Below are 26,910 nucleotides of genomic sequence, written 5' to 3' on the forward strand. Positions count from 1 at the left end.
GCGAAGGCCTGCGCGCCACGCTGGTGCGGCTGGCCGGCGAGCTCGACCTCGCGCGCCTGTCCCTGCACGGCGACATCGTGGTGGAGCGCCGCGCGCCCGCGATCACCACCGGCGAGACCCGCCTCGTGCCGCCGCCGGGGGGCTTCCTGCAGGCGACGGAAGCGGGCGAGGCGATGCTTGCCGAACTCGTGGTCTCCGCCCTCGACAAGCGCGTGAAGCGCGTGGTCGACCTGTTTTCCGGAGCCGGCCCGTTCACCCTCGCCATGGCCCGCACGCGGGATGTCCATGCGGTAGAGGGCGAGGCGGCGGCGATCGCCAGCCTCGACCGGGCGTTTCGTGCCACGCGCGGCCTGCGCCGGATCACGAGCGAGACCCGCGACCTCTTCCGCCGGCCGCTCCTGCCCATCGAACTCGAGACCTTCGACGCCGTGGTGTTCGATCCGCCGCGCGCCGGAGCCCAGGCCCAGGCCAAGCGCATCGCGGAATCGAAAGTGCCCCTGGTCATCGGCGTCGCCTGCGACATCGGCTCGTTCGCCCGCGATGCGGCGACGCTGATCGAGGGCGGCTATCGCCTCGAACGGGTCGTCCCCGTCGACCAGTTCAAGTATTCGAGCCATCTCGAAATGGTGGGCGTGTTCCGCAAGGATGTCGCCAAGCGCAGGCCCTCGCTGAGGTAGGGACCGGCCCCGACGGTCGCGGACACCGCCTGTTCTTAGGGTCGCGGTGCGCTGCGGCACGCGGCAGGGCTCCGCGAGGTCATGGCAGCCGCGCTCGAAATCCCATGGCCGGCGTGGATGGCCATCGCCATGTTGGGAGGAGCAAAGTCGCTCCCCCAATCAGGACCATTCGTCGTGGACGTCTTCACCGCCAAGCTGCTGGTTTCCGCAGCCATCGTCACGGCCGTCGCCGGTTTCTCCCTGCTGACCGCCGGCTGGGCTCTCCTCGACGTCTACAACGACTTTCGTCGCGGAGCCGACGAGCGAGCCTCGTCCCGCCCCCAACCCTGAACGCCCGCGCCCTTCGGTCAGAACAACGTCCCCTGAGCGTCCTCGTCGCTGGATAACGGGCGCTCGTCCGGCGGAATGTCGAAGACCGTCTCCGGTCTGGCCCGGCCGACCGGGACGGCGAGGTCCGCGCCTTCGTTGCGTGCGTCGTTGACCCTCGCGCTCACCACGTCGAGGGTCAGCCATTGGTCGGGGCACGGCCGGCACAATGAGACCGCATCGCGCGGCTCCGTGCCGAGATGGTCGAGCCAGGGCTCGATGGCCTCTGGCGATAGGATGGCCGGCATTCGTCGTGGATCGCCGCCATGGTGCCGTTGGCGCCCGTGGTGACGATGGCGGCGGTGTCGATCTCGGACCCGTCGGCCCCGAGCCAGTTCTCCCACACACCCGCGAGCGCCATCGGCGCCCCGTCCGCCCGGCGGATCATGTAGGGCGTGCGCGTCATGGCCTTGCCGGTTCCCTCCCGGCGCCATTCGTAGAACCCGTCGGCGAGGAAGACGCAGCGGCGGTGGCGGATGGCCCCCCGGAACGTCGCCTTCTCCAGCACCGTCTCGACGCGCGCGTTGATGATGAGCGGAAAGCCCTTCGGGTCCTTCAGCCAGCCCGGCAGGAAGCCCCAGCGCATGAGCCGGAAATGCCGCTCGCCGCGTTCCGCCAGCACGATCGGCACCGGCTGCGTCGGCGCCACGTTGTAGCGCGCCGGGAAATTCGGCTGCTCGGGATAGCCGTAGAACGACCGGAAGACGTTCGGATCTTGCTGAATGAGGAAGCGGCCGCACATCTGCTTACCTTCGCCCGCCGTCCATTGCAGGACGAGCCCGATGAGCGGTGCCGAAAGTCCGGGGACGCACGAGATCCATCCTGCCCTACAGCCATTTCTTCCAGCGAAAGAACACATACGGCAGCACGGCGGCCACCACCATCATCACCACGGCCATGGGATAGCCGAAGGTCCAGTCGAGCTCGGGCATCGCCTTGAAGTTCATGCCGTAGATCGAGGCGATGAGGGTGGGCGGCATGAACACCACCGCCATGACCGAGAACAGCTTGATGATGTTGTTCTGCTCGAGATTCACGAGGCCCAGTGTCGCGTCGAGGAGGAACTGGATTTTCGAGGATAGGAAGGTCGCGTGCTCCTCGAGCGACTGCAGATCGCGCAGGGTCGAGCGTACGTCCTCGCGCAGTTCCCGCGGCGCCTTGGTGGTGCGGTAGGTCGCCGAGAGCGAGAGCAGGATGCGCTCCATGGAGACCAGGCTCTCGCGCTGCTTCGAGATCAGGTCGCCCAGGCGTCCGAGCGCCCGCAGCGTATCCTGCAGGGCGGTGTTGCGGGCCGAAGGGTCCGCCTTCTCCTCGAAAATCTTGCCCGAGAGCCGGTCGATCCGCTCTCCCTGGAGCTGGAGCACGTCCGCCGCCCGGTCGATCACGGTCTCGATCAGCCCGGCGAGAATCGTCTCGCCCGACGGAGCGGCCGAGGGTCCGTTGCCCGTCGAGCGTCCGGCCCGCTGGGTGTACATGCGGAAGGCCTGGGGCTCCTCGTAGCGCACCGTCACGAGGCGGTTGCCGCGCAGGATGAATGTGATGCCGGCCAGCCCCGGCTCATCCGCGTCGCTGACTTTGCTCAGCACCCGGCCGGTCATGTAGCGCGCACCGTCCTCCACGTAGAGGAGCTCGGAGGGCTCGATGTCCTTCATCTCCTCGCGGGTCGGCACCGAGATGCCCATGAAGGCCTCGACCTTGAGGTCTTCCTCCCGCGTCGGGCGGATCATGTCGAGCCAGACGGTCTCGTCGGGAATGGGGTCCTGCAGTTCGAGGGGACGGCGGTCGAGCAGGATGTGCCCGGGGCCGGCGATCGGCTGATGGATGAAAATCACGCTTTACGTCTCAGGCGAGGGCCCCGGAAGGCGGTGTGTTCGCATCCGGCACGAAGAAGTCCGGCGCAAGGGGTATGCCGGGTGTGACGCGGTATTGTGTGAAGTCCGTGACACCTTGCTCGGCGAGGAAGCTGTCGTCGATGAGGAAGCGGCCGGTGACCTCGCGCGACGGTTTCAGGAACAGGGCATGGGCCGCATCGGCGACGATCTCCGGCGTCCGGCTCGCCTGGATCAGCGCTTCGCCGCCGAGGAGGTTGCGCACCGCCGCCGTGGCGATGGTGGTGCGCGGCCACAGGGCGTTCACCGCGATGCCCTGCCTGCGCAGCTCGCCGGCAAGCCCGAGGACGCAGAGGGACATGCCGAACTTGGCCATGGTGTAGGCGAGATGCGGCGCGAACCACTTCTCCGCCATGTCGAGGGGCGGCGACAGCATCAGGATATGCGGGTTTGGCGCCTTTTCCAGATAGGGGATCGCATGTTTCGAGACCATGTAGGTTCCGCGCGTGTTGATCTGGTGCATCAGGTCGAAGCGCTTCATCTCCGTCTGCGGCGTGCGGGTGAGCGAGATCGCACTCGCATTGTTCACCACGATGTCGATGCCGCCGAAGGTCTCCGCGGTCCGCGCGATGGCCGAGGCGACGCCCTCCTCGTCGCGCACGTCGACGATGAGCGGCAGGGCGCGCCCGCCCGCCGCCTCGATGGCGGCCGCCGCCGTGTGGATCGTGCCGTCGAGCTTCGGGTGCGGCGTGTCGGTCTTGGCGGCGATGGCGACGTTGGCGCCGTCGCGGGCGGCGCGGAGACCGATGGCGAGGCCGATGCCGCGCGAGGCGCCGGTGATGAAGAGGGTCTTGCCCTTCAGGGACTTCGAATCCGTCATGGCCGTCTTCTCACGATCCGAGTTGAAAACGCGGCGGCGTCGTGCCGTCGGCGTCGGTGAAGCCGTATTCGGCGGCGAGATCGCCCGCGTGCAGGATGCGCCCGGCACGGGCCTGGACATCGGGATCGGCGGCGAGGGCCGCCAGCGCCCGTCCCGCATAGAGCGGGCTCTCCGTCGCCCGGTCGGCATGGCCGTTGTCCCGCGCCCGCTCCGTGAGGACGAAGCCGGGCGATAGGCCGAGCGCGGTGACCCCGTGTGGGGCGAGTTCCCGGGCACAGGCGAAGGCGAGCCGGTTGGTGCTGGCCTTGGCGAGATCGTAGAACACGTCGCCGAGGTAGCCGGTCTCGGTGTCGAACGAGACGAAGGCGATGAGGCCGCGTTTGGCCGAGACCATCGCCGGCGCGACGGCTCTGGCGAGGAGCAGCGCCGGATAGGGGCCGGTCTCGAAGACCTGCGAGAACGACTCGGCGGAGCGACGCCAGAACGGCGTGCCCCATTCGATCCCGTCGGCGTAGCTCTCCCCGTCGAAGCCTTCGTTGCCGCCCCAGACGCTCGAGACCGCCACGTCGATCCGGCCGAAGCGACGCAGCGCCCAATGGACGAGGCCGTCCACCGCCCGCTCGCTGGTGTGGTCGCAAAGGTAGTGGTGGCCCTCGCCCCCGGCGGCATCGACCTCGCGGGCGGTGTCCTCGATGGTCTCTGGCCGGCCCTCGGTGCGCGGCCCCGTCTCGCTCGACCGGGCCGTGACGATCACCGTGGCCCCGGCCTCTCCCAGCCCGCGGGCGATGCCCCGGCCGACTCCCCGTGAGGCGCCCGCGACGAGGCAGATCGTCCGGCTCAGATCCGGGACGGCGGCGCGCCCGCTCATGAGGCTTTCGACTTGCCGAGAAAGCGCGCGAACGCCTCCTGTGCCTCGGGCGCCCGCAGCCGTGCTTCGAAGGCCACGGCCTCCGCTTCGAGCGCCGCCTCGACCTCGGCTTGATTGCCGCGAATGAGCCTGCGCGTCGCGGCGACGGCACCGGGCGGAAGCGCGGCGAGGCGCGCCGCCTGGGCCAAGGCGTGATCGAGCAGGAGGTCGCTCGGCGCGATGGCGTTGACGAGGCCGAGGCGCAGAACTTCCTCCGCATCGAACGGTTGCGACAGAAGGAGGAGTTCGGTGGCCTTCAGGATCCCGACCCGGCGCGGCAGCAGGTAGGACGAGGCCGCTTCCGGCACGAGGCCGAGTTCCACGAACGGCATCCGGAACCGCGCGGCCGGGCTCGCATAGACAAGGTCGCAATGCAGCGTCAGCGTCGTGCCGATCCCCACCGCGATCCCGTCCACCGCCGCCACCATCGGTGTCGTCGTCCGGGCGAGCTGGCGGATGAAGTGAAGGGCCGGCGCCTCGGTGAAGGGTTTTCGCGCGCCGGCGACGAAATCGGCGAGGTCGTTGCCGGCGCTGAACGCGCCCGGCGCCCCGGCGAAGACGATGGCGCCGATACTCTCAGATGAATCCGCCTCAGCGAGCGCGTCGCGCATGGCATCGTACATGGCGCCGGTGAGCGCGTTCTTCTTCTCCGGCCGGTCGAGGCGGATCAGGCGGACGCCGTCCGGTCTGTCGTGGATCGCGATGTGATCGGTCATGTGTGTTCTCGCTTTCCGGCGATCCCTCTCCCCTTTGCAGCAGAGCTATCGCATGTGGCCGCTTCGTCGAACGGAGGAGGGAGCCCCCTCTCCCCGCGTGCGGGGAGAGGATCGCGGGCACCTTGTCGTGTCCGCGATGAGCGAGAGGCGAAGCCGAAGCGAGGGTGAGGGGGCGATTCCGGATGAGACTCCTTCGGGTCCACCCCCTCACCGTCGGCTGCCGCCTCGCCGCGTCGACGACAAGGTCGTCGCGGCCCTCTCCCCGCAGGCGGGGCGAGGGGATGCGTACCCGTCGCTCCGCTTGATGCATCCTCCCCTTTCATCTCCAGTTGCTCCCTCTAACCCCAAGTCGGGCCGTCCCGAGTTGGGCGCCTGGGATGAAAACCACGGACAAGCACTGGATCCGTTGGGGGGAGAGTCTTCGTGCTCACCCCGCCAAAGCCAGCATACCGTCCTGCGTGAAACCGCCGCCGTCGACGACGCTCTGTTCCAGCCCGCCCGCCGCCGTGAGGAGGTTCTCGGCGAAGAACCGCGCCAGCGCGATGCGGGCGCCGTGGGCGGGATCGGTCTCGCCGGTCTTGAGGGCGGCATTCGAGGCCAAAGCCGCAAGGGCGAGGCAGGTCGCGCCCTGCGCGAGGCCGAACAGGCGCAGATACGGCGTCGCGCCGGCTTGGGCCTCCTCCGGCCGGTTGGAGGCCAGCGCCTTGAGGAGGTAGCTCGTCGCCCGGTCGAGGCTTTCGATCCCGGCGCGGAGGCGCGGCCCGAGATGGCCGAAGGCCGGTGTCGCATCCTTCTGCACGGCCTCTGCCACGCGACGCATGGAGGCCAGCTGCGCCCGCACGGTCGCCCCGCCATTCAGCGGCAGCTTGCGCGCCACGAGGTCGATGGCCTGGATGCCGTTGGTGCCCTCGTAGATGGCGAGGATGCGGGCGTCGCGCATGTGCTGTGCCGCGCCCGTCTCCTCCACGAAGCCCATGCCGCCATGGACCTGAACGCCCAGCGACGTCACTTCGTTGGCGATGTCGGTGGAGAAGGCCTTGGCCACGGGGGTCAGCAGCGACGCCCGGTCGAGCCCGGCCTTGCCCTCGGCCCCGCGCGCCGCGTCGAGAGCTTGCGCCGTGAGGTAGCAGATGCCCCGCGCGGCCGCCGTATAGGCCTTCATCGTCAGCAGCATGCGCTGCACGTCTGCATGGTCGACGATGGGGCTGACGGGATCGGACGAGCCCGCCGCCTTGCCCTGGCGCCGGTCGCGGGCATAGGCCAACGCCTGCTGATAGGAACGCTCCGCCACCCCGACGCCCTGCAGCCCGACATTGAGGCGGGCCGAGTTCATCATCGTGAACATGCAGGCGAGGCCCCGGTTCTCCTCGCCGATGAGCCAGCCCGTGGCGCCGCCGTTGTCGCCGAAGGCCATGGAGCAGGTGGGCGAGCCGTGGATGCCGAGCTTGTGCTCCAGCCCCGAGCAGCGCAGGTCGTTGCGGCTGCCGTCGGGAAGGATCTTCGGCACCAGGAACAGGGAGATGCCCCGCGTGCCGGCCGGCGCGTCCTTCAGCCGGGCGAGGACGAGGTGGACGATGTTATCGGTCAGGTCGTGCTCGCCATAGGTGATGTAGATCTTCGAGCCGACGATCCGGTAGATCCCGTCGCCGGCGGGCTCCGCCCGGCTGCGCAGCAGCGACAGATCCGACCCCGCCTGGGGCTCGGTGAGGTTCATCGTGGCGGTCCATTCACCGGAGATGAGTTTTCCGAGATAGCGCTCCTTGAGATCGTCGGAGCCGTGCTTGGCCAGCGCCTCGATCCCGCCGGCGGTGAGGAGCGGACACAGGGCGAAGCTGATGCTGCCGGCATTCCACATCTCGCTGCAGGCCGCGTTCAGCAGGAGGGGCAGGCCCTGGCCGCCGTGATCGGCCTCGGCGCTGAGGCCGTTCCAGCCGCCCTCGATCCAGGTGCGATAGGCCTCGCGCCAGCCCGGCGACGTGGTGACCGAGCCGTCGGCGAGACGGGCACCCTGGCGGTCCCCCACCGGGTTGAGCGGCGCGATCACCGCATCCGCCACCCGGCCCGCCTCCTGAAGGATCGCGTCCGCATCCTCCATCGTCAGGTCGCCATGTGCTCCCGAGGCGATGGCGGCATCGAGCCCCGCCACGTGGCGCAGGGCGAAGCTGATTTCGGCGACTGGCGTGCGATAGGTCATGGATGGTCCTCCCGCGTCGTCTCGAGCGACGCTTCACCTGAGTTTGACGCGCGCGCCGACCCGGCGATACGCCCCGTCGCGCCATGTGCTCCCAGGCATAGGCAAGACGGGTTCACGGGGATAGGCAGTCCCTGTCGATGATGCGGCACCGAGCCCGACGCCCTTCAGGCAGGGAATAGTTTAGATATGAACGATCTCGGGTCAATCCCCGGCGAAACGTTGAGGCTGGACATCGACGAGGCCGGGATCGAGCGCTCCGCGCGGCTTCTGCGGAACGGCGGGCTCGTCGCGTTTCCCACGGAAACGGTCTACGGCCTCGGCGCCGATGCCTCCGACGCCCGGGCCGTCGCGCGGATCTACGCGGCCAAGGAGCGGCCGAGCTTCAATCCGTTGATCGCCCATCTGCCCGGTCTCGATGCCGCCCGGCGCGAGGGCATGTTCGACGGTACCGCCCTGCGGCTCGCAGAGGCGTTCTGGCCCGGTCCGTTGACACTGGTCGTCCCGGCGGCGTCGGGCGGGACCGTGAGCGACCTCGCCCGCGCCGGTCTCCCCAGCGTGGCCCTGCGCGTCCCGGCCAATCCCGTCGCCCTGTCCCTGCTCGAAAAAGTCGGACGGCCGGTGGCGGCGCCCTCCGCCAATCGCTCGGGCCGTGTGAGCCCGACCCGTGCCGAGCACGTCCTCGCCGATCTCGACGGCCGCATCGCCGCAATCCTCAATGGCGGGAGTACCCCGGTCGGCTTGGAATCCACGGTCGTCGCCTGTCTCGACGGTCGCGCACGCCTGTTGCGTCCCGGCGGCGTGACGCGGGAGGCGGTCGAGGCGATCCTGGGATTTGCCCTCGATGCCGGTCACGAATCCGCCGACGCGCCGATCGGCCCCGGTCTTCTTGCGTCCCATTACGCGCCGAGGGCCGCCGTGCGGCTGGAGGCATCGCGGGTCGAACCGCACGAGGCGGCCCTGCTCTTCGGCCCCGTAGACCCGCCCGGAGCGGAAGCGGCGACAGCGCGCCTGAACCTGAGCGCGGCAGGAGACCTGCGGGAGGCTGCCGCCGCCCTGTTCTCGGCGCTGCGCCGGCTCGACGAGGTGGGAACCGGGACCATCGCCGTCGCTCCGATCCCTCGGACGGGGCTCGGAGAAGCGATCAACGACAGGCTGCGCCGAGCTGCGGCACCCCGCTGAATTTTTTTCTGCAAACCGCGGAACTCATCCACGACGAGCACGTTTCAAAGTCACGAAGGTCGGTTCAGCCCCCAATGACCTTCTCCCCCTCAAGGCTCGGATTTATCCGAGCCTTTTTTCTTGGTCGCTGCAGCACTTCCCGACGTCGAAAGCCCCGCGCGATGCGCGAGGCCTGTCATGTGCCGACGCTCGATCAGCCGGCGAGCTTGGCGGCGATGCCGGCCACGTGCCTGCCCTGGTAGCGGGCGCCATCGAGTTCGATGCCGGCCGGCTGGCGGCTCCCGTCGCCATCGGCGATCGTGGATGCGCCATAGGGCGTGCCACCCTTCACCTGCTCGACACCGTTCTGCCCGGCGAAGGCGTAGGGCAGCCCGACGACGACCATGCCGTGATGGAAGAGCACGGTGTGGAAGCTCGTGATGGTCGTCTCCTGACCGCCATGCTGGGAGGCGGTGGAGGTGAAGACCGAGCCGACCTTGCCGATCAGCTTGCCCTGCGCCCAGAGACCACCGGTCTGGTCGATGAACTGCTTCATCTGGGCGGCCATGTTGCCGTAACGTGTGGGCGTACCGAAGATGATCGCGTCGTAATCGGCCAGCTCGTCCACGGTGGCGATGGGCGCCTGCTGGTCGAGCTTGTAGTGAAACTGTTTGGCGACATCGTCGGGGACGAGCTCCGGCACGCGCTTGACGCTGACCTCGGCCCCGGCCTCTCGTGCACCCTGCGCGATGGCGTTCGCCATCTGCTCAACGTGTCCCCAGGACGAGTAGTAGAGAACCAGTACCTTCGCCATCCTGCTCACTCCATCGATGGGAGCCGCGCCGCGGCTCCAAGCTTGGCGGTATATCGGTCCGCCCAGGGCGCGTGAAAGGGCCATGGGCCACGAAAGCAGCCTGAGGCCCACCGGACTCCGTCGCAGCGCGTGAAAAGCGCGGGCGTTCACGGGACGAAATCTGGCCGAACGCGGAGAGCCGTCACGCTCGGCGCGCGTCGGCTAGGTTCAGAGAAGTCGCCGGAAAAAATCCGGCTGCCCGCCGTTCAGGCGATCGACTCGATCTCGACCTCGTGCCCATTCACTTCGACGCTGTCGCCCACGCTTTTGCCGGTGAGCGCCTTGGCCATGGGCGAGACATAGGAAATCGACCCTTTCGCAGGATCGGCCTCGTCCTCGCCGACGATGCGGAACGTCTGCTTGGTGTCGTCTTCTTTGACGATCGTGACGGTGGAGCCGAAATGCACGGTGTCGCCGCTCATGGGCTCCACCAGTTCGGCCGAGCCGAGCCGGGCCGTCCAGTAGGCGAGGTCGCGGGTGACACGGGCCTCATCGGCCTTGGCCCCCGGCGTCAGCGCGGAGAACTCCGACTGCAGCCGCGCCACCTCTGCCTCCATCTGGGCGAGCCCCTGGGGGGTGACGAAATTGGTGTGGGGCGAGATCGGACGATCGGGAAGATCCTCGAAGGCCTCGCCGCCCTCACGCTCTTTGACGAATGCACTGCTCATGGAAACGGCAATGCTCCGGGATCGAAACGGTTCCGCTTGCCCTCAGCCGATGGTGACGACGGTGCGGCCACGAATCCGTCCCGCGAGGATGTCTTCCGCGAGCGCCCCGACTTGCGCGAGGGGCACGGTGCTCGTCATCCTGGCGAGGAGGTCCCGGTCGAGCTCCTTCGCGATCCTCGCCCAGGCTTGCCGGCGCTTCGGCAGGGGCGTGGTGACGCTATTGATGCCGAACAGGCTGACGCCGCGCAGGATGAAGGGCGCTACCGATGTCGGCAGGTCCATGCCGCCGGCGAGGCCGCAGGCCGCGATGGCCCCGTCCGCCTTGGTGGCGGCGAGGAGATTGGCGAGGGTCGTCGAGCCCACCGCGTCGATCCCGGCCGCCCAGCGCTCCTTCGCCAGGGGCTTGCCGGGATTGGCGAGTTCGGCCCGGTCCAGGATCTCGGAGGCGCCGAGGGATGTGAGGTAATCCGCTTCGCCGGCGCGCCCGGTGACGGCGATGACGTGCCACCCGGCTCTCGCCAGAAGCGCCACCGCCACCGATCCGACACCACCGGAGGCGCCCGTGACGATGGCCGGTCCATCGGAGGGTCTGAGTCCATGGGCATCGAGCGCCATGACACAGAGCATGGCGGTATAGCCGGCGGTGCCGACCGCCATCGCCTCTTCGGGTTTCAAACCGTCCGGCAACGGAACGAGCCAATCGCCCCTCACCCGCGCGCGCTCGGCATAGGCGCCGAGATGGCTCTCACCCACGCCCCAGCCGGTGAGCACTACCGCATCGCCGGGCTTGTAGTCCGGATGCTCCGAGCTCTCGACCACGCCGGAGAAGTCGATGCCGGGGATCATGGGGAAGCGGCGCACCACGGGCGAGCGACCGGTCATCGCCAGTCCGTCCTTGTAATTGAGGGTCGAGTGGGTGACCCGGACGGTGACGTCGCCGTCCATCAGGTTCGCTTCGTCGAAATCGGTGAAGCGAAGGTTCTGGCCCGCCTCGCCCTTCTCGACCACCCATGCCTTGAACGTCGCCATGTCCGTCGGTCTCCTCACGCTTCGGTGATGACCTGTGGCGGGGCGGGCGTGAATCAAGCCGGCCCCGAGCGCGGATGCGCCCGGGGCCGGGGAGGCGTCGCCTCGCGGTCGATCAGTAGCCGTCGTAGATGCTGCCGGTGGAAAAGCCGAGGCCGACCCCGATATCGGCCGAACTGGCGCCGGTGATGCCGAAGGCGTCGGGGATCGAGCCGATGACCGGAGCACGGTGGGAGCCGACATAACCGGGGCCGGCATAACCGGGACCTCCATAACCGGGGCCGGAATGGGCCGGCACCCAGCCGGACCGGCCGCGCGAGACCAGGACGGAGTGCTGGACGCTGGCGTATTCTGCGGGAATCGTCTCCGGGATGGTCTGGCCGGGCTGGGCCAGGATCCGGCGGTGGCGGACGGCGAAGCGCGGCGGAATCTCGACCCAGCATCCGATCGTCTCGCCATAGGCATCACGCCGCGTCTGCCAGACGCGGCCGCCGGGCGAGACCTGAACCTGTTCGGAGACGGTCTCGTAGACCGGAGGAATCGAGCGGTAGACGGTGCGGGCGGGGCGGACGAGAACGCGCTCGGACACGGTGTCGTAGACCGGAGGGGTCGTGACATGCCGGTAACATTCGGCCCCGCCGCAGCCCCCGGCCTGAGCCGATGTCGCGAGGATCGATGCACCGAACAGGGCGCCGGCGAGGGCGGAGGCGGACAATGGGAAATGGGTGACCGGCGCGGTCATGCTCGAATCCTCGACACTGAAATGCGGTGTGATGGGCGCGCACCCAGCGTTGGTGCGCAGCCTTCGACGCATTAGAGGCGGTCAAGTTGCGCTCGGAGCAAGCTCTATCGCAGATCAGGGTAAAATTAACCCTGGCTTAACACTACGCAATCTTCATCCTGCTTAAGTAAAGCGCTTTCGTTCGATTCACGGGTCGTTAAACCGGTCTCAGGTCTGGCCGCGCTTCAACTGGTAGAAGATATGACGTCCGATCACGTCCATCTTCTGCAGGCGCCGGGACCAGCCCGGCTTTACGTAATCGGCATGGTAATGCGTGGCGCCTCCGACCTCGCTGAGATAGGTGCGGCCTTCGATCACCGCGCTGGCGATGCGGGTGGCGCTCTGCCAGGAGGGGCCGTCGGTGATGCGCAGGGACTTGCCCTCGCAGGCGAAGGAGAACTGGCAGCCCATGTAGCGATGGCGGTTCTGGTAGACGACGCCGCAGACATTCGACGGGTAGAGACCGCTTTTCACGCGGTTGAGCACGACTTGGGCGACGGCCGCCTGGCCGTCCTCGGGCTCGCTCCGGGCCTCGAAATAGACCGCTTCGGCGAGGCAGCGTTGCTCGCGGTCGATGGAATCGGGGACGATCAGGTCGGCATAGCGGTGCCGGGCGTCCTCGGGGACGGTCTCGGTGATGCCGGAGCCGAGATCCTTTCGCGGCGAAAAGCCGGGAATCAACAGGCTAGCCGCCGCGACTTCGATGGGCGTGGCATCCGCCGGGGCCGGTGTCGTGGACGACAAGGCGATGGCGCGGGGAATGGCCGGGGTGGCGCCGTCCGACGGTTCATCGGTCTCTTCCTCGGCGGCCATCTCGTGCGGGGGGGTGAAACCCGAAGCCGGTTCGAGGTCGGGCGACCAGATCGCGGAGCCGGGGACGAGAAGGCCTGTATCGGCTCTCGACAGGCCGACCCTCACGACGGGCGCCTTCATGTCCAAGCCGGCACCTGCCTCATGGTTCGGATAGAGCCGTTCCGTCGCCTTCGCATCGACGCGGCGACGAACCCCCGGCGTATCATGGGGCAGCCGCAAGGCGATCCTCGCTCCGCCCTGCCCCGTGAGGCCGGAGGCGGACGGGTCGGTTCCGGCGCTTGCCGTGAAGGAGACAACGAAGCCGAGGGCGAGGGTCCAAGGCACCATGGAGGCGCGAAACCAGGGCTTTTGGCAGGGGCGGCGAACGCGTTTCGTACTCACGACCAAACAACCCGGTTACGGACCTGGCCTCGCTGGTCACGCGCATGGGTGACCAGAAGGGATGATCCAAACTATCGGGCGTTATGGTTGCGAGTGTCTTAAGACGATGAACGTGATCGCGTCTCGCGAAGACCTCGGACGGTCGTCGCGAAGTTGTTCGGACGTATTGGAGAGCGATCAGAGGTTTCCGGGGCGACCGTGTGTCACCGCGAGGGCGCCCACGAGAGCATTGACGCTGGAGCGTCCCTTGCTCTCGGCAATGCGCTCCGCATCGGCACTGCTCTGCGTCGCGACCGCGAAGACGAGAAGAGCGATGGTCGCGACACCGCCGAGCGCCGAGACGACCCAGATATAGGCCTGCTGGACGACCCGTGGCACGGGCACGGCATGCGAGGTTTCGGAGAGGAATACAGGGGGTTGGCTCGAGTCGCTCATGGTCGGCGTTCCCGCGCGTTCAATGCCATCCCACCCAGCCGGGAGCGTCGTCGCGCTTTGGTCTGGCACTAGCACTCAACGTGCCGAAGCGACATCGGTTCAAGGGGTATTCGGAGATTTATTCAACGAAATTTCCAATGGCGCAGCGCCACGAAAAAGGGCGGCCATCGGCCGCCCTTTCCAGTCTTCAAAGTCTCAAGGTCCGGCACTCAGGCGCGGGTCTTGTCCCGCATCTCGAGCGCTGCCTGAGCGGCGGCGAGACGCGCGATCGGCACGCGGTAGGGCGAGCACGACACGTAATCGAGGCCGACCTCCTGGCAGAAATGGATCGAGGCCGGATCGCCGCCATGCTCGCCGCAGATGCCGAGCTTGATGTCGGGGCGGACCGCCCTGCCCCGCTCGACGCCGATGCGGACCAGTTCGCCCACGCCTTCCTGATCGATCGAGATGAACGGATCGGCCGATAGGATGCCCTTCTGGGTATAGGCCCCGAGGAACGTCGCGGCGTCGTCGCGCGAGATGCCGAGCGCGGTCTGCGTCAGGTCGTTGGTGCCGAAGGAGAAGAACTCGGCGGTCTTGGCGATGTCCCCGGCGCGAAGGGCCGCGCGCGGCAACTCGATCATGGTGCCGACCTGGTAGGACAGCGCCGCGCCGGTCTCCTCGGTGACGGCCTTCGCCATGGCGTCGATGCGCGCCTTGACGATGTCGAACTCCATCTGGGTGAAGACCAGCGGAACCATGATCTCGGCGGTGACGGGGGCATCCGTCTCCTTGGCGGCCTGGACGGCGGCCTCGAAGATGGCGCGGGCCTGCATCTCGGCGATCTCCGGGAAGGCGATGGCGAGGCGGCAGCCGCGGAAGCCGAGCATCGGGTTGAACTCGTGCAGCTCGGTCATCCGGCGGCGGAGCTTCTCCTCGGACACGCCGGTGCTCTTGGCCACATCCTGCACTTCCGCATCGGTATGCGGCAGGAACTCGTGCAGCGGCGGATCGAGCAGGCGGATCGTCACCGGCAGGCCGGACATGATCGTGAACAGCTCGACGAAGTCCTGGCGCTGATAGGGCAGGATCTTCGCCAAGGCCGAGCGGCGGCCCTCGACGTCGTCGGCGAGGATCATCTCGCGGACGGCGACGATCCGGTCCCCTTCGAAGAACATGTGTTCGGTGCGGCACAGGCCGATGCCTTCCGCGCCGAAGTTGCGGGCGGCGCGGGCATCGGTGGGCGTGTCGGCATTGGTGCGCACCTTCATGGTGCGAACCTTGTCGGCCCAGCCCATCAGGGTCGCGAATTCACCGGAGAGCGACGGCTCGAGCATCTTCACTTCGCCGAGGAGGACCTGGCCGGTGGAGCCGTCGATGGTGATCTTGTCGCCGGCCTTCAGCGTCGTGCCCGCTACCGTGAGGGTACCGGCCTTGTAGTCGACGCGGATCGTGCCCACGCCCGAGACGCAGGGCTTGCCCATGCCGCGGGCGACCACGGCGGCGTGGGAGGTCATGCCGCCGCGCGTAGTGAGGATGCCCTCGGAGGCGTGCATCCCGTGGATGTCCTCGGGGCTGGTCTCGATCCGCACGAGAATACACTTGCGCTCGGCCTTGCGGGCGGCCTCGGCATCCTCGGAGTTGAACACGATCTCGCCGGTGGCCGCACCCGGGGATGCCGGCAGGCCGGAGGCGATGATCTTGCGCTCGGCTTTCGGGTCGATGGTGGGGTGGAGGAGCTGGTCGAGGGCGGCGGGCTCGACCCGGCCGATCGCCTCCTCCTCGGTGATCAGGCCTTCGGCGGCGAGATCCACGGCGATGCGCAGGGCCGCCTTGGCGGTGCGCTTGCCGTTGCGGGTCTGGAGCATCCAGAGCTTTCCGCTCTCGATGGTGAACTCCATGTCCTGCATGTCGCGGTAATGGGTCTCGAGCAGCCCATAGATCCGCACCAGTTCGGCATAGGATTCGGGCATCGCCCGCTCCATCGACGGCTTGTCGGACTTGGCCTCGATCCGCGCCTTCTCGGTGATGTCCTGCGGCGTGCGGATACCCGCCACCACGTCTTCGCCCTGGGCGTTGATGAGGAACTCGCCGTAGAGCGCCCTCTCGCCGGTGGAGGGGTTGCGGGTGAAGGCGACGCCGGTGGCCGAGGTGTCGCCCATGTTGCCGAACACCATGGCCTGGACGTTGACCGCCGTGCCCCAGCTCTCGGGGATGCCGTTGAGCTCGCGGTACTTCTTGGCGCGCGGGATCATCCAGGAACTGAACACCGCGCCGATGGCGCCCCAGAGCTGGTCTTCCGCGTCCTGCGGGAAGTCCGAGCCGTGCTCGTCGCGGACGATCTTCTTGTAGAGACCGATCATGTGCTTCCAGTCCTCGGCACCGAGTTCGGTGTCGAGGTTGAAGCCCTTGGTCTCCTTGTAATGCTCCAGCGCCTCCTCGAAGGCGTGGTGCTCCACGTCGAGGACCACGTTCGAGTACATGGTGATGAAGCGGCGATAGGAATCGTAGGCGAAGCGCGGATCGCCGGCGCCCTCGGCCAGGGCTTCGACGGTGGTGTCGTTCAGGCCGAGGTTCAGCACCGTGTCCATCATGCCCGGCATGGAGGCGCGGGCACCGGAACGGACGGAGACGAGGAGCGGGTTCTTGGGATCGCCGAAGCCGCGCCCGGTGAGCGCACCCACCGCATCGAGGGCGGCCTGGACCTCGGCCTTCAGCTCGGCCGGGTATTGGCGACCGTTGTCGTAGTACCAGGTGCAGACTTCGGTGGTGATGGTGAAGCCCGGAGGGACTGGGAGTCCGAGATTGGACATCTCGGCAAGGTTCGCGCCCTTACCTCCGAGGAGGTTGCGCATGGAGGATTGACCCTCCGCCTTGCCGTCGCCGAACGAGTAGACCCACTTCGCCATCGTCATTGATCCGCTTGCAACACTTCGGGATAGCATACCCCTAGATGCCGCGTTGGACCATTGCATGCTGCAACGCAAGATGAACGGCCGTTCGAGGCCCGTTGCGTGTAACGAGAGACGAAATTTGTCATACGGCGGTGTGACAAATATGCATCATGCAGAGCGTGTCACCCCGACGAGAGGGAACCCGGCGGTTTTGCCCGCTTGCGCGCAATCATCGGTCCTGGCGAACCTCGCCCGAGGATCGAGGATCGAGGATCGAGGGCCGATGTCGGTGTTGCCGTCACTCACGGATGACGTTGTCTCGGCCCCGTGCCCGGACCCGATCCGTCCTCAGACCCGATATTTGCCGTTGCGCCGCACCAGCACCCGCGTGCCGACGGGAACCCGCTCGAACAGGTCGACGATGTCTTCGTTCAGCATGCGGACGCAGCCGGACGACATCTGCTCGCCGATGCTCCACGGCTCGTTGGTGCCGTGGATGCGGAACAGGATGTCCCGGTTGTTCTGGTAGAGGTAGAGCGCGCGGGCGCCCAGCGGGTTGTCGACGCCGCCCTTGCGGGTCCGCGGCAGATCGGGGTTGAGGGAGACCATCGTGGTGGTGGGGCTCCAATCCGGCCACACGCCCTTGCGGCCGACCTTCGCCTCGCCCTTCCAGGAGAAGCCGAGCTTGCCGACGCCGATGCCGTACTGACGGGCCGTGCCGTCCTCCTGCACCAGGGCGAGCTGGCGATTGTCGATGTCGACGACGATGGTGCCCGGCTTCTCCGCGCCGGTGTAGCGCACGACCTGCCGACGATATTTCGGATCGAGCCGCGACGTGTCCACCAGCGGGACGTCGTAGGGCTTGTCCGGCATCGAGCCCGTATACCAGGCGGCCTCGTCATCCTGCGCCACCGTCATCGGGCCACGGGAATTGCACGCGGCCAATGGAGCGATGACGAGCAGGCTGAGAAGGACGCGGCGGATATGCATGGAGGGCTCCACGAAAGTGGTCGTCGGGCGGATCATTGCCCTCATGACTACCGTCCGGTGGCCTCTGATGTTGTGTCTTTCACGTCGCAGCAGCAGGGAACATGCCCGTCCGGCCGGATTTACGAGAGGTAGTGGTCATGGACCCAGCCCGTCTGGCTCGGCTGACCTTGCGCATTCAGCACGCTCACCCCGAGCCATCTGCCATCGCGCTCGATCGGCTCCACCAGCGTCCCGGCGGGCAGCAGCCGGACCACGGGGAACGTCGTTCCAGGCCCCGTCCTCAGGTTGAGGCTCTCGGCGACATCGACCGTGAGGCTGATCCCATCGTTGTCGGCCCGGCCACCGAAGACCAGGCTGCGGAAACGCTCCATGTCGAAGGCGGGGCCGGGGTCCCATTTCCGGTCAGGACCGATGTCGTCATGGCCGACGATCTCCTCGACGCCATAGCGCTCCTTGAGGAGCCTCGCGATCTCCGCAGCCGCCTGGAACTGAACCGGGGGATAGGCCTCCCACGCGATCGGCCCCTTCACGCCGTTGGGATTGCCGTTCCGATGGGTGGCCATGTGCGGATGAGCGATGGTGATGCCCGTATGGGTCTTCCATTCGGTCCCGGCCGGATTGAGGTACCCCCAATTGGCGAGCTCGATGCCGATGGAATGGTGGTTCAGGCCGGACAGGCCGCGCCATGTCGATTTGCCGGCATTCCACGCCACCTTGTCGAAGCGCACGCACTGAATGACCGATCCATCGCGGTCGATGACGAGATGGGCCGACGAACCCGGATTGTCCTTGCTTTGGAACCACTCGGCGCTGGATCTCGCGCTGGCTCCATAGGTGAAATGCATCGCCAGAAAGCGCGTCGGTGAGGGAAGTGCTCCGCCGGTATAAGGCGATGGTAGGGAGGTGACGGGTTTGCCATCGCGGCGCAACTGATTGGCACTGATCGCGAACGCCATGATCCCCGCCCCCTCTCGAGCCGCAAGCGATTCGCGGCAGGACGATCATGTGGAAAAGCCGACGGGCCATGCAACCTGAGATTTAGTGGTATATCTCAGGTTTACACGACTGGCGCCACCGCGCGGCCTGCGTTGCCCCGCCGGTCCGCACGGGGCATGCTCCCTTCGACGCGGCCGAGCCGCCGGAACCCGAGGCGCAGACGCGATGGCCGATACTGAGACGCTCACGGTCGCGGAGATCGAGGAACCCCTCGCCGAGCTCGGGCCGGCGATCCACCTCGACCATTGCGTGATCCATGTCTCGGATTGGGAGCGGTCCACCGCTTTCTATCGCGACGTGCTCGGGGCCGAGGTGATCCCCCGCGGGAAGGGTGTCGCGTACCGGTTCGGTGGCGTTCAATTGAACGTCCATGGTCCGGGGCTGTCGCCGACGCCCCTGGCCGAGCGTCCGGTGATGCCCGGCGGCAGCGATCTGTGCTTCCGCTGGTCGGGTTCGATCGACGACGCGGTGGCGCATCTGGCGGCGCAGGGCGTCCCTGTCGAGCTCGGCCCCGTGGATCGCAATGGGGCTGCCGGCGCGGGGATCAGCGTCTATTTCCGCGATCCGGACGGGTCGTTGATGGAATTCATCACCTACCCGACGGAGTGACGGTTTCGGCTCAGGCGCGGCGTTCCGCCAACTGCTGGTTCGTATGCTCAAGCCGCAGCGCGAGCTCCCGCATGACGGCGATGCTGATCTGCGGGAACTGAGCCAGGAGTTCGAGGAAGACGGTCCGATCGATGCGGAGCGCCGTGATGGGGGTCTCCGCCTGGACGGTGGCCGAGCGCGGCTGGTCGGCCAGGATACCCATCTCGCCGACGAGGGCATTCGGCCCGAGAAGGGCCAGCCGGAACGGGCCGAACGTTCCATCGATGGTCACCGCCGCCGAGCCTTCCAGAAGAAGGTAGGCGGCGTCCGCCACGTCGCCTCGGGCGAAGAGCTGCTGGCCGGCCTCGAAATGAACGCGCTCGCTCGTGAAGGCGAGCAGCTTCAGGCGCGACGGCTCGACACCGCGAAACAACGGCACCTGTCGCAGTGAGGATACCTCCGTGTCGAGGGTCATGATGCGTGGACCATTCTGAGCGCTCCGCTCGCAGGCGCCCAGAGCCGGGCGCCTCTACGTCCCGCGCATCCATGCGGTTTGCCCATCCATTGTCCAGCCCCGCCCGATCCACCCGCATGCCTCACCCTCGCGGAGATCGCCGAAGCGGTCCGCCGCCGCCGATCCATGGGAGTGACCGGCCGCATTCCGCAGCGAATTTCCGGCTTCGCCGAGGCAGATGACGACAGTGATGGACCGTGCACGACCAGACCGAAGCGGCCATTTGTCTTCGGTAAGGTTGGCCGAGGAACCATCGATATTGGCGAAGGTTGTTCAGTTCGAGAACCACATGCTGAGGAGGCGCTGATGGCATCAGGAAATTCTACCTCAAAGCGAGGTTTTGCATCGATGGATCTGGAGCGGCAACGCGAGATCGCGAGCAAGGGTGGGCGGAGCGTTCCGGCGGAAAAGCGTTCATTTTCCCAGGATCGCGAATTGGCCTCGTCGGCCGGCCGCAAAGGTGGCCAGTCGACAACCCCCGGGCGTCACGGCGAAGATTAGAGCCCGGATCGATATCGAAACGAGGCGCGTGCCGTTTGCCGGCGCGCGCCTTTTTCGTTGCGGGCGCCCTTCGGCCATCCGTTCCGTTTCGCGAAAGCTACCGTCGACAGCAAAAAACCCTCCGCGAAGAGCGAAGGGCTTTTTTCCGGTCTCTCGACCCAAAGAATACTCAGCTTGTTCGTCCAAGGCGTCACCTCATCCTGAGGTGCAGCGCAGCGGCCTCGAGGGAGGGCTCCGATACGCTCCGGCACCTCAGGATGAGGTCGTCTGTTGGGAAGGTCTACTTTGGCGTGAGTATCCGCTGAGAGACCCGATCAAGCAGGCTCTCAGGGACACCTCAGGCGATGCAGCGCCCCGGGATCATGCGGCGCGCTTCGGGACCTGCCAGCGAACTGATCGCTCCCTCGCAGCCGTCGCGCATCGTCCGGCGCGGTTTCATCACCGGCTTGTCGGTCAGAGCCGAATTCTGATCGGACGCCGTTCCGGGAGCCCGACGCTGGACGGAGAGCGCTGTCGAGACACGGAGTGTCGTACCCCCGGCCTTCGTAGCCCCCATTGGAGCGAGGAAGATCGCCGGAGCGACGGTCGCGGGCGCATGCTGCGTGACAGTGGCGCCGGGAGGTGACCGAAGGTCGGCCTCGCGCTGCAGGATGGGATGCACCAGCATCGTCAGGAGTGCTGCAGGTCCACCGACACTCAGGATGAAACCGGACCGAAGCATTGTCGTAATCTCCAAACGGAGCTTGACAGGATGCTCGATAACCGAACCAGACCGTTCCGGGTTCCTCGACTGGTCTAAAAACTTTATGACTAGTGAACGGGGCCCTCTTTGTTGCTAAAAATTTTCCACCAATGACAAACGGTCCACAGGACGGCGTTGCATAAAAATCACGTCAATCCGTAAAGCGGCAGCCTATGCATTTTTTGGAACCGTGTGGCATCCGGCTCGTTATCGAATCACCCGGCCGCCTGGTCCTCCCCCGCATTCCCCTTGTGCATTGGCCGGAAACTTTTTGACGGGTCGGACTCAGTCCGGCCCGTTTTTTCATGGCCGAAGGGTTGGATCGCCAAAAGAAAAGCCCCGGTGCGAGACCGGGGCTGCGTGCTTCGTTCGAGGCTTGCCGCGGGTTGCGCGGCGCCTTGGTCAGGCCGTCTTCTCGCGCCGCCGGGCGCTCTGCTGGAAGAACAGCGCCTGGCTGATCACCGCCGACACATTGGCGGGCTGGAACGGCTTGGCGATGAGGAAGGCCGGCTCCGGACGTTCTCCGGTGAGGAACCGCTCGGGATAGGCGGTGATGAAGATCACCGGGACCTCGAAGGTCTTCAACAGGTCGTTCACGGCATCGAGGCCCGACGAGCCGTCCGCGAGCTGGATGTCCGCCAGGATCAGACCGGGACGCGAGCCCTCCGACGCGATCTTGATCGCCTCGGACCGTGTGCGCGCGACGCCGATCACGTTGTGGCCGAGTCCTTCCACGAGGGCTTCGAGGTCCATGGCGATCAGCGGCTCGTCCTCGATGATGAGGATCTCCGTCGCCATGTCGGCCGCCAGCTCCCGCCCCGCTTCGTCGACGAGGTCCCGCACCTGGCTGACGTCGACCTCGAGGATCACGGCGGCATCCTCTTCGGAGAAGCCTTCGAGGCACGACAGCAGGAACGCCTGACGAGGCAGCGGCGTGATTTGGCCGAGTCGCACTTCGGCGGGCAGATCATGCTGAACATGATCGCTCTGGCCGTTCACCGAGAGGGAGTTCCAGATGCGCGTATAGACGCGGAACAGGTCGGCCTTGACGTTGGTGCTGCGCCCCAACGTATCCGGCTCGTTCACGAGCGTTTCCAGGGTGGCGGCCACATAGGCATCGCCGGCGACCTGGCTGCCGGTAAGCGCCCGCGCGTAGCGGCGCAGGTACGGCAGATGTTGCACGACGAGTTGAGCTGTCGACATTAGATCCCCTTAGGCTCTGCCGTTCTTTATGGTCGCCACCGCCACAACGCGGATCGATGGGCTGTGTTCCGCTAGGCCCGGAACCGATTGTATGGCGCTGCGTTGCAGGTGCAGCCATGACTTATGTCAAGCCGCAAAACAATCGCGGCGATGCCACCGCGTGGCATCAAGGGGATAACCGAATGGACGATGACGAGACGGGCCGCATCTCCGTGCCGGAGACGCGATCGGAGCAGGTACATGAGCCGAGACCAGAAGGCCCCGATTCTCACCGCTTGAGTGACCTCACTCAGAAGCGGATCGGCATGCACTTGCGAGCCATGTACGACACCATCGTTCAGCAGCCGGTCCCGGATCGCTTTCGCGACCTGATCGCCCGGATGGACGAATCCTCGGTTCAAACCCTCGACGACGTTTAGGCTACAATACGGATCATTCGTCTGACGTGTGCACCGGCACGATGGCGGTCGTCAGACCGGGCGACGATTGAAGAAAAGCCGCCGGATCATCCGGCGGCTTTCTCGTTTCCGTGCCTATTCGACGCCGTTGCGCCGAGACGTCCGCCCGTTAGAGGGTCGGCGAGCGACCGCGCATCAAGCCGATCACGGCCGAGATGGCGAACAGGACGATGGCGACGAAGAAGACGAGCTTTGCGGCTTCCATGGCGGTGCCGGCAATACCACCAAAGCCAAGCAGAGCGGCCACGAGAGCGACGACGAGGAATGTTACAGCCCAACCAAGCATGGTCCGGATCCTTTTGAAGCTGGCGCGACCTGTGCCGCGACCTCATGACAGCAATAACGCCAAGTTCTCCGGCCGGTTCCTGACTTTGACACAAAGCGGTCACGATTGATTTTCGGCCGTCGCTCGTCGTGGTCGCGGCTTGCGGGACTCCAGGTTCTCCCATTTGGACTCACGCCCTTCCTGCGTCTGTCTGAGGTGGATGTGATGTCCGTCCGGCCGCGCGCGCATCGCAGACATGCGTCATATCGACGGGTCTCTTGTCGGCGCCCTGAGGACAGACCCACATAGCTGTTGACGTCAGAGTGGAACCCAGTGTCCCATGTGGCGTTCGTCACCTGTTCCCGAACACGGATGCAATCTGATGAGAGAGTCGCAGGCCGCATCAATCGCACGACGCTTCCTCGATGCGGTCGCCGCTGCCGCTCGCGGATTCGTACAGGTCGTCGAGGGCACGTCCCCCACTCCCCAGCTTGTGCCGGTTCGGGTGCGGGGCGCACGTCGGCGCTGATCAGTAGGTGAGGGTCGAGCGGAGGCCGAACACGGCGCCGCCCTTCATGCGCTGGCCCGGGCGGTTCGGATCGGCGGCACCGCCTCCGGGGTTGAAGACGTATTGGATGTCCGGTTGGATCGTCCAACCGGACGTGACCGCGAAAAGATAGGTCGCTTCGATCGTGGCTTCGTAGCTGCGCGGAACGTGGAACTCGTTGCCGAAAGAGAGCCGGTCCAGGGCGTAGCGCCGGGCGTTCTCGCCGATTCGCGCGTAGATGAAGCTCAGGCCGAAGGCGTCCTTCGGACGGCCGGGTGTCAGGCCCGTGACCACGATGCCCCCATCAGCCCAGAGATCGATGAGGTTCCGGTCCGAAGGGCTCGTCGAAAGGCGGGCATAGGCGGAGATTCCATCGGTCTCGTTGCCGCCCGCGGGCCGATACAGCTGCGCATCAACGACCGCATAGGCGCCGCTGGTGACGGCGTGGCGGCGGGCCGAGCCGCCGCTGCGTGGGTTTGCCAGGGAAAGTCCCGTCCGGTCGTAGCGGTCATCGTCGAAACGTCCGAAATGCCGGTACGCGCCGAGCTTCACACTTCGACCGAGCCCGTCGGCGCCGGGCACCGCGCGAAACTGGACCTCGCCCATCACTAGGGGGGCGTCGTTCAGTCGAAAATTCAAACCTGTCCGGTTGACGCTCGCCTGATCGCCGGGATCGCCGTTGAAGATGGCGACGAGCCCGCTCACCGAAGCATCGGGCGTCCAGCGTAGCCTCATGCCGGGGGTCGAGATCGGATAGGCGGGGCCGCCGCTCGGAAGATTGGCCCCGGTGATGGTCGGCCAGTCGTTGCTGATGAAGATCTTGCCGGTCTCGGACGAGAAGAACTCTCCATCCGCCACCAATTGCCCGAAGCGCAGGCTCAAGTGCCGGTCCTCCGAGGTCCGCTCCAACCAGAGTTCCGAAAGGCGCGTCGAGGGATAGGCTTCGATGTTGCTGACCGTGATGAGCCGATGGAAACTCCGGTCGCGCAGGCCGCCGGTATCGTGGATCTGGAAGACGTTGGCGAAGCCGCTCCATCCGGTCCAGCCGGCGAGACGGTCGAAATCGACCGTGACGGCGGTCTCGAACTTGCCGGCATGGATCGCGCCCTGCCTCACCCCGCCGGACAGGTTGCCGAGGACCTCGTTCGTATAGAGCAGGTTGTAGTCAATGCCCCGCGCCGCCAGCAGGCTTCGGAACCCACCCGGATCCCCGAATGCACCGAGCGACGTCTGGATGGAGGGGGGACGGTCGGGCTCCAGCGGAGCCGATTGCGCCGGACGATCGTCCACGGCGCCCGTCTCGCCGGGGTCCGACCATGCGGGATCGGCCGTCAGGAATGCGAAAACGGCGGCGACCATCCGTGTCGGCGCCCTCTGTCGTCGTGCGATCATCCTCATGCTGATCATCGACGCCTCTTCTCGATAGTATAGCCTATGCTATATGATTGGGCAAAGCTTCACCGCCCGGTGCCGCGGCGCGGCCCGGTGGGGGCTGTGTGGTGTGCGCCCGCCGCCCGTCAGGGAAGCGGGCGTCGGACCCTATGCGTCAGGCGCCCGTGACGGTGTCCACCAGGAGCTTGACGTTCAGGACGACGATGATGGCGGCGATCACCCAGGCGAGGAGCTTCAGCCAGGCCGGAATCACCAGGGCGCCCATCTTCTGCTTGTCCGACACGAAGCGCACGAGCGGGATCACGGCGAAGGGCAGTTGCATGGACAGGACGACCTGGCTGAGCACCAGGAGGCGCGCCGTGCCCTCTTCCCCGTAGAGCCCCGTCACGACGACGACGGGGACGATGGCGATGCCGCGCGTGATCAGGCGCCGCGCCCAGTCGGGAATGCGCAGGCGCAGGAAGCCTTCCATGATGATCTGGCCCGCCAGCGTCGCGGTGACGGTGGAGTTGAGCCCCGAGGCCAGGAGCGCCACGGCGAACAGGGTGGAGGCGATGCCGGCCCCGAGCAGCGGCGACAGCAATTCGTAGGCCTGCTCGATCTCCTGCACGTCGGTGCGCCCGGTGGAATGGAACACCGATGCGGCCATGATGAGGATCGCGGCATTGACGAAGAGCGCCAGCATCAGGGCGATGGTCGAATCCGTCACCGCGAAGCGCAGGGCGCCCCGGCGTCCTTCCTCGGTGCGGGGATAGGCTCGCGTTTGCACGATGGAGGAGTGCAGGTAGAGGTTATGCGGCATGACGGTGGCGCCGATGATGCCGATGGCGATGTAGAGGGCGGCCGGGTTGGTGACGATCTGCGACGAGGGGATGAAACCCGCGAGCACCGCCTGGATCGGAGGCGCGGCGAGCGCGATCTGGATGCCGAAGCACACGAAGATCACCAGCAGCAGCGCGATCACGAAGGCTTCGAGCGCCCGGAAGCCGCGCCGCATCAGCAGCAGGATCAGGAACACGTCGAGGGCGGTGATGATCGCCCCGATGACGAGGGGAATGCCGAAGAGCAGCTTGAGGGCGATGGCGGTGCCGATGACCTCGGCGAGGTCGCAGGCGATGATCGCCGCCTCGCAGGCGATCCACAGCACGAAGCTGACGGGCCGGGGATAATGATCGCGGCAGGCCTGGGCGAGGTCGCGGCCGGTGGCGATGCCGAGCCGGGCCGAGAGGGCCTGCAGCACGATCGCCATGAGGTTCGAGAGCAGGATGACGGCCAGCAGCGTGTAGCCGAATTGCGATCCGCCCGCGATGTCGGTGGCCCAGTTGCCCGGGTCCATGTAGCCGACGGAGATCATGTAGCCCGGCCCGATGAAGGCCAGCAGCCGCCGCAGCCAGGAGCCGTGGGACAGCACGGGAATGCTGGCATTCATGCGCCCGAGGCTCGGCTGTTCGTTCGTCTCGCGGCTGAAGCGCCACCCCCGGTCTTCGTCGAGCCTGTCCATGCCGCGTCTTCCGTCGAGCTGAATCGTGGGTACCGCACTGCACCCGGAACGGCATATAGCATCGGCTATAATGAAAAACAAAGGCTAAGATAGGGACCTGCGCCTCCGTCCTGTGCGTGGCGTAAGGGGGCACGAGACGCCCGCTGCCGAGTGGGGGGCGGGTGCGCTCTCCTGTTCCCCTGTCGGGCCTCCGGCGGGATGCACGGGGAGGAATCGGCCCTTCGCCGATGGGCGAAACTCGGTGGTCTACCCCCGTTGCGAAGGCGCTCGCCTCGGCCTTAGGCAGGACGGGCGTCCTAGCGGATGGTTGCCGAAGGGTTGAGAAAACGATGCGGTCGACGAACCCCGGCAGGAGACGGATGAGTGTCGCGGCGCGGACGCGCGTCGTCGCCCCGGTCATAGCCGGGCTGGTCCTCGGACTCGGCGGTGTCGTTGCCGGATCGAGCCTGGTTCAGGCCTCCGAGCAGGGAGGCATCTTCAGTTTCTTCGAAGAGATGTTTCGCGGTCCGGCGGTGAAGCCGCAGCCCGCGCCAGTCTCGATGCCGCGCCCTTCCCGGCCCCGCTACGCCTCCCTTCCCACGACGAGCCGCATCACGGCGGTCCAGGCGCCGCGCCAGACGCCACGCCTCGCGCGTCTCACGCGCCCCTCCCCCGCC

The 26,910-nt window shown here is 66.7% G+C and carries 26 protein-coding genes and 2 pseudogenes; 7 read left to right on the top strand and 21 right to left on the bottom strand.

The window, feature by feature from the left end:
- Positions 1-677 (top strand): methyltransferase (locus tag FV220_RS14730; protein ID WP_147832230.1); only part of this gene is annotated, 677 nt, incomplete at its 5' end.
- Positions 678-851: 174 nt separating this feature from the next.
- Positions 852-1,007 carry a hypothetical protein gene (locus tag FV220_RS25535; RefSeq protein ID WP_187273426.1) on the top strand — a complete coding sequence of 52 codons (156 nt, stop codon included), beginning with the start codon at positions 852-854 and terminating at the stop codon, positions 1,005-1,007.
- Between the two features lie 17 nt (positions 1,008-1,024).
- On the opposite strand, the pseudogene FV220_RS14735 reads toward FV220_RS25535, so the two are convergent.
- The 6 genes and pseudogenes from FV220_RS14735 to FV220_RS14765 form a co-directional block, all read right to left on the bottom strand.
- Positions 1,025-1,785, bottom strand: a pseudogene (locus FV220_RS14735) (SOS response-associated peptidase).
- An 85-nt stretch (positions 1,786-1,870) separates the two neighbouring features.
- Complete coding sequence (locus tag FV220_RS14740; RefSeq protein ID WP_018042441.1) at positions 1,871-2,875, bottom strand: magnesium transporter CorA family protein; 1,005 nt, start codon at positions 2,873-2,875, stop codon at positions 1,871-1,873.
- 10 nt (positions 2,876-2,885) lie between these two features.
- Complete coding sequence (locus FV220_RS14745; RefSeq protein ID WP_056146081.1) at positions 2,886-3,752, bottom strand: NAD(P)-dependent oxidoreductase; 867 nt, start codon at positions 3,750-3,752, stop codon at positions 2,886-2,888.
- Positions 3,753-3,762: 10 nt separating this feature from the next.
- Positions 3,763-4,620 carry an SDR family NAD(P)-dependent oxidoreductase gene (locus FV220_RS14750; RefSeq protein ID WP_056146079.1) on the bottom strand — a complete coding sequence of 286 codons (858 nt, stop codon included), beginning with the start codon at positions 4,618-4,620 and terminating at the stop codon, positions 3,763-3,765.
- Complete coding sequence (locus FV220_RS14755; RefSeq protein WP_147832232.1) at positions 4,617-5,375, bottom strand: enoyl-CoA hydratase-related protein; 759 nt, start codon at positions 5,373-5,375, stop codon at positions 4,617-4,619. Before FV220_RS14755 ends, FV220_RS14750 begins: the two co-directional genes overlap by 4 nt.
- Positions 5,376-5,802: 427 nt before the next feature.
- Positions 5,803-7,569 (bottom strand): acyl-CoA dehydrogenase, encoded by a 1,767-nt coding sequence (locus FV220_RS14765; RefSeq protein ID WP_147832234.1) that lies wholly within the window; start codon positions 7,567-7,569, stop codon positions 5,803-5,805.
- A gap of 186 nt (positions 7,570-7,755) precedes the next feature.
- On the opposite strand from FV220_RS14765, the gene FV220_RS14770 reads away from it, so the two are divergent.
- Positions 7,756-8,748 carry an L-threonylcarbamoyladenylate synthase gene (locus FV220_RS14770; RefSeq protein WP_147832236.1) on the top strand — a complete coding sequence of 331 codons (993 nt, stop codon included), beginning with the start codon at positions 7,756-7,758 and terminating at the stop codon, positions 8,746-8,748.
- A 193-nt stretch (positions 8,749-8,941) separates the two neighbouring features.
- Here the strand turns inward: FV220_RS14770 and wrbA are convergent, their stop codons facing one another.
- The 9 genes from wrbA to FV220_RS14815 form a co-directional block, all read right to left on the bottom strand.
- Positions 8,942-9,541, bottom strand: coding sequence for an NAD(P)H:quinone oxidoreductase (gene wrbA / locus FV220_RS14775; RefSeq protein WP_147832238.1), 600 nt, complete (start codon positions 9,539-9,541; stop codon positions 8,942-8,944).
- 245 nt (positions 9,542-9,786) lie between these two features.
- A complete protein-coding gene (gene greA / locus FV220_RS14780) occupies positions 9,787-10,248 on the bottom strand; it encodes a transcription elongation factor GreA (protein WP_018042434.1) in 462 nt (153 codons plus the stop codon).
- A 42-nt stretch (positions 10,249-10,290) separates the two neighbouring features.
- Positions 10,291-11,277, bottom strand: a complete 987-nt coding sequence (locus FV220_RS14785; protein ID WP_147832240.1) for an MDR family oxidoreductase — start codon at positions 11,275-11,277, stop codon at positions 10,291-10,293.
- A gap of 112 nt (positions 11,278-11,389) precedes the next feature.
- Entirely contained in the window at positions 11,390-12,016 is a 627-nt protein-coding gene (locus tag FV220_RS14790; RefSeq protein WP_147832242.1) for a hypothetical protein, read from the bottom strand.
- A 207-nt stretch (positions 12,017-12,223) separates the two neighbouring features.
- Positions 12,224-13,195, bottom strand: a complete 972-nt coding sequence (locus FV220_RS14795) for a cell wall hydrolase (protein ID WP_147832244.1) — start codon at positions 13,193-13,195, stop codon at positions 12,224-12,226.
- 231 nt (positions 13,196-13,426) lie between these two features.
- Positions 13,427-13,684: a hypothetical protein gene (locus tag FV220_RS14800; protein ID WP_147832246.1), complete on the bottom strand. Its 258-nt coding sequence runs from the start codon at positions 13,682-13,684 to the stop codon at positions 13,427-13,429.
- Between the two features lie 209 nt (positions 13,685-13,893).
- On the bottom strand, positions 13,894-16,572 hold the full coding sequence (ppdK, locus tag FV220_RS14805) for a pyruvate, phosphate dikinase (RefSeq protein ID WP_147832247.1): 2,679 nt from the start codon (positions 16,570-16,572) through the stop codon (positions 13,894-13,896).
- A gap of 333 nt (positions 16,573-16,905) precedes the next feature.
- Positions 16,906-17,583 (bottom strand): L,D-transpeptidase, encoded by a 678-nt coding sequence (locus FV220_RS14810; protein WP_056146051.1) that lies wholly within the window; start codon positions 17,581-17,583, stop codon positions 16,906-16,908.
- An 83-nt stretch (positions 17,584-17,666) separates the two neighbouring features.
- A complete protein-coding gene (locus FV220_RS14815) occupies positions 17,667-18,503 on the bottom strand; it encodes an N-acetylmuramoyl-L-alanine amidase (RefSeq protein ID WP_147832249.1) in 837 nt (278 codons plus the stop codon).
- Positions 18,504-18,708: 205 nt separating this feature from the next.
- Here FV220_RS14815 and FV220_RS14820 point away from each other — a divergent pair, with 205 nt between their 5' ends.
- Positions 18,709-19,152, top strand: coding sequence for a VOC family protein (locus FV220_RS14820; RefSeq protein ID WP_018042426.1), 444 nt, complete (start codon positions 18,709-18,711; stop codon positions 19,150-19,152).
- Between the two features lie 10 nt (positions 19,153-19,162).
- On the opposite strand, the gene FV220_RS14825 is transcribed toward FV220_RS14820, so the two are convergent.
- Positions 19,163-19,606: a cyclic nucleotide-binding domain-containing protein gene (locus FV220_RS14825; protein WP_018042425.1), complete on the bottom strand. Its 444-nt coding sequence runs from the start codon at positions 19,604-19,606 to the stop codon at positions 19,163-19,165.
- A gap of 345 nt (positions 19,607-19,951) precedes the next feature.
- Between FV220_RS14825 and FV220_RS26505 the strand changes: the two genes are divergently transcribed.
- Entirely contained in the window at positions 19,952-20,146 is a 195-nt protein-coding gene (locus FV220_RS26505; RefSeq protein ID WP_027172650.1) for a KGG domain-containing protein, read from the top strand.
- A gap of 337 nt (positions 20,147-20,483) precedes the next feature.
- On the opposite strand, the gene FV220_RS14835 is transcribed toward FV220_RS26505, so the two are convergent.
- Both FV220_RS14835 and FV220_RS14840 read right to left on the bottom strand, forming a co-directional pair.
- Positions 20,484-20,867 carry a hypothetical protein gene (locus tag FV220_RS14835; protein ID WP_056146043.1) on the bottom strand — a complete coding sequence of 128 codons (384 nt, stop codon included), beginning with the start codon at positions 20,865-20,867 and terminating at the stop codon, positions 20,484-20,486.
- A 423-nt stretch (positions 20,868-21,290) separates the two neighbouring features.
- Positions 21,291-22,091: a response regulator gene (locus tag FV220_RS14840; protein ID WP_018042423.1), complete on the bottom strand. Its 801-nt coding sequence runs from the start codon at positions 22,089-22,091 to the stop codon at positions 21,291-21,293.
- Between the two features lie 116 nt (positions 22,092-22,207).
- Here FV220_RS14840 and FV220_RS26140 point away from each other — a divergent pair, with 116 nt between their 5' ends.
- Positions 22,208-22,510 (top strand): NepR family anti-sigma factor, encoded by a 303-nt coding sequence (locus FV220_RS26140; RefSeq protein WP_147832250.1) that lies wholly within the window; start codon positions 22,208-22,210, stop codon positions 22,508-22,510.
- A gap of 148 nt (positions 22,511-22,658) precedes the next feature.
- Here FV220_RS26140 and FV220_RS14850 read toward each other — a convergent pair whose 3' ends face one another.
- From FV220_RS14850 to FV220_RS14860, 3 genes are all read right to left on the bottom strand, one after another.
- Positions 22,659-22,835, bottom strand: a complete 177-nt coding sequence (locus FV220_RS14850) for a DUF1328 domain-containing protein (protein WP_003599466.1) — start codon at positions 22,833-22,835, stop codon at positions 22,659-22,661.
- A gap of 508 nt (positions 22,836-23,343) precedes the next feature.
- On the bottom strand, positions 23,344-24,720 hold the full coding sequence (locus tag FV220_RS14855) for a carbohydrate porin (RefSeq protein ID WP_147832252.1): 1,377 nt from the start codon (positions 24,718-24,720) through the stop codon (positions 23,344-23,346).
- 187 nt (positions 24,721-24,907) lie between these two features.
- On the bottom strand, positions 24,908-26,254 hold the full coding sequence (locus FV220_RS14860) for an Nramp family divalent metal transporter (RefSeq protein WP_056146035.1): 1,347 nt from the start codon (positions 26,252-26,254) through the stop codon (positions 24,908-24,910).
- A 359-nt stretch (positions 26,255-26,613) separates the two neighbouring features.
- Between FV220_RS14860 and FV220_RS14865 the strand changes: the two are divergent.
- Positions 26,614-26,910 (top strand): annotated as a pseudogene (locus FV220_RS14865) (hypothetical protein); the annotation flags it as partial.

This window comes from Methylobacterium sp. WL19, from assembly GCF_008040005.1.
GTDB classification, from domain to species: Bacteria; Pseudomonadota; Alphaproteobacteria; order Rhizobiales; family Beijerinckiaceae; genus Methylobacterium; species Methylobacterium bullatum.

Coding starts and splice junctions, on each gene's coding strand:
- FV220_RS14745 (WP_056146081.1), bottom strand. CDS start 3,752: ATGACGGATTCGAAGTCCCTGAAGGGCAAGACCCTCTTCATCACCGGC.
- FV220_RS14750 (WP_056146079.1), bottom strand. CDS start 4,620: ATGAGCGGGCGCGCCGCCGTCCCGGATCTGAGCCGGACGATCTGCCTC.
- FV220_RS14755 (WP_147832232.1), bottom strand. CDS start 5,375: ATGACCGATCACATCGCGATCCACGACAGACCGGACGGCGTCCGCCTG.
- FV220_RS14765 (WP_147832234.1), bottom strand. CDS start 7,569: ATGACCTATCGCACGCCAGTCGCCGAAATCAGCTTCGCCCTGCGCCAC.
- FV220_RS14770 (WP_147832236.1), top strand. CDS start 7,756: ATGAACGATCTCGGGTCAATCCCCGGCGAAACGTTGAGGCTGGACATC.
- wrbA (WP_147832238.1), bottom strand. CDS start 9,541: ATGGCGAAGGTACTGGTTCTCTACTACTCGTCCTGGGGACACGTTGAG.
- greA (WP_018042434.1), bottom strand. CDS start 10,248: ATGAGCAGTGCATTCGTCAAAGAGCGTGAGGGCGGCGAGGCCTTCGAG.
- FV220_RS14785 (WP_147832240.1), bottom strand. CDS start 11,277: ATGGCGACGTTCAAGGCATGGGTGGTCGAGAAGGGCGAGGCGGGCCAG.
- FV220_RS14790 (WP_147832242.1), bottom strand. CDS start 12,016: ATGACCGCGCCGGTCACCCATTTCCCATTGTCCGCCTCCGCCCTCGCC.
- FV220_RS14795 (WP_147832244.1), bottom strand. CDS start 13,195: ATGGTGCCTTGGACCCTCGCCCTCGGCTTCGTTGTCTCCTTCACGGCA.
- FV220_RS14800 (WP_147832246.1), bottom strand. CDS start 13,684: ATGAGCGACTCGAGCCAACCCCCTGTATTCCTCTCCGAAACCTCGCAT.
- ppdK (WP_147832247.1), bottom strand. CDS start 16,572: ATGGCGAAGTGGGTCTACTCGTTCGGCGACGGCAAGGCGGAGGGTCAA.
- FV220_RS14810 (WP_056146051.1), bottom strand. CDS start 17,583: ATGATCCGCCCGACGACCACTTTCGTGGAGCCCTCCATGCATATCCGC.
- FV220_RS14815 (WP_147832249.1), bottom strand. CDS start 18,503: ATGGCGTTCGCGATCAGTGCCAATCAGTTGCGCCGCGATGGCAAACCC.
- FV220_RS14820 (WP_018042426.1), top strand. CDS start 18,709: ATGGCCGATACTGAGACGCTCACGGTCGCGGAGATCGAGGAACCCCTC.
- FV220_RS14825 (WP_018042425.1), bottom strand. CDS start 19,606: ATGACCCTCGACACGGAGGTATCCTCACTGCGACAGGTGCCGTTGTTT.
- FV220_RS26505 (WP_027172650.1), top strand. CDS start 19,952: ATGGCATCAGGAAATTCTACCTCAAAGCGAGGTTTTGCATCGATGGAT.
- FV220_RS14835 (WP_056146043.1), bottom strand. CDS start 20,867: ATGCTTCGGTCCGGTTTCATCCTGAGTGTCGGTGGACCTGCAGCACTC.
- FV220_RS14840 (WP_018042423.1), bottom strand. CDS start 22,091: ATGTCGACAGCTCAACTCGTCGTGCAACATCTGCCGTACCTGCGCCGC.
- FV220_RS26140 (WP_147832250.1), top strand. CDS start 22,208: ATGACTTATGTCAAGCCGCAAAACAATCGCGGCGATGCCACCGCGTGG.
- FV220_RS14850 (WP_003599466.1), bottom strand. CDS start 22,835: ATGCTTGGTTGGGCTGTAACATTCCTCGTCGTCGCTCTCGTGGCCGCT.
- FV220_RS14855 (WP_147832252.1), bottom strand. CDS start 24,720: ATGGTCGCCGCCGTTTTCGCATTCCTGACGGCCGATCCCGCATGGTCG.
- FV220_RS14860 (WP_056146035.1), bottom strand. CDS start 26,254: ATGGACAGGCTCGACGAAGACCGGGGGTGGCGCTTCAGCCGCGAGACG.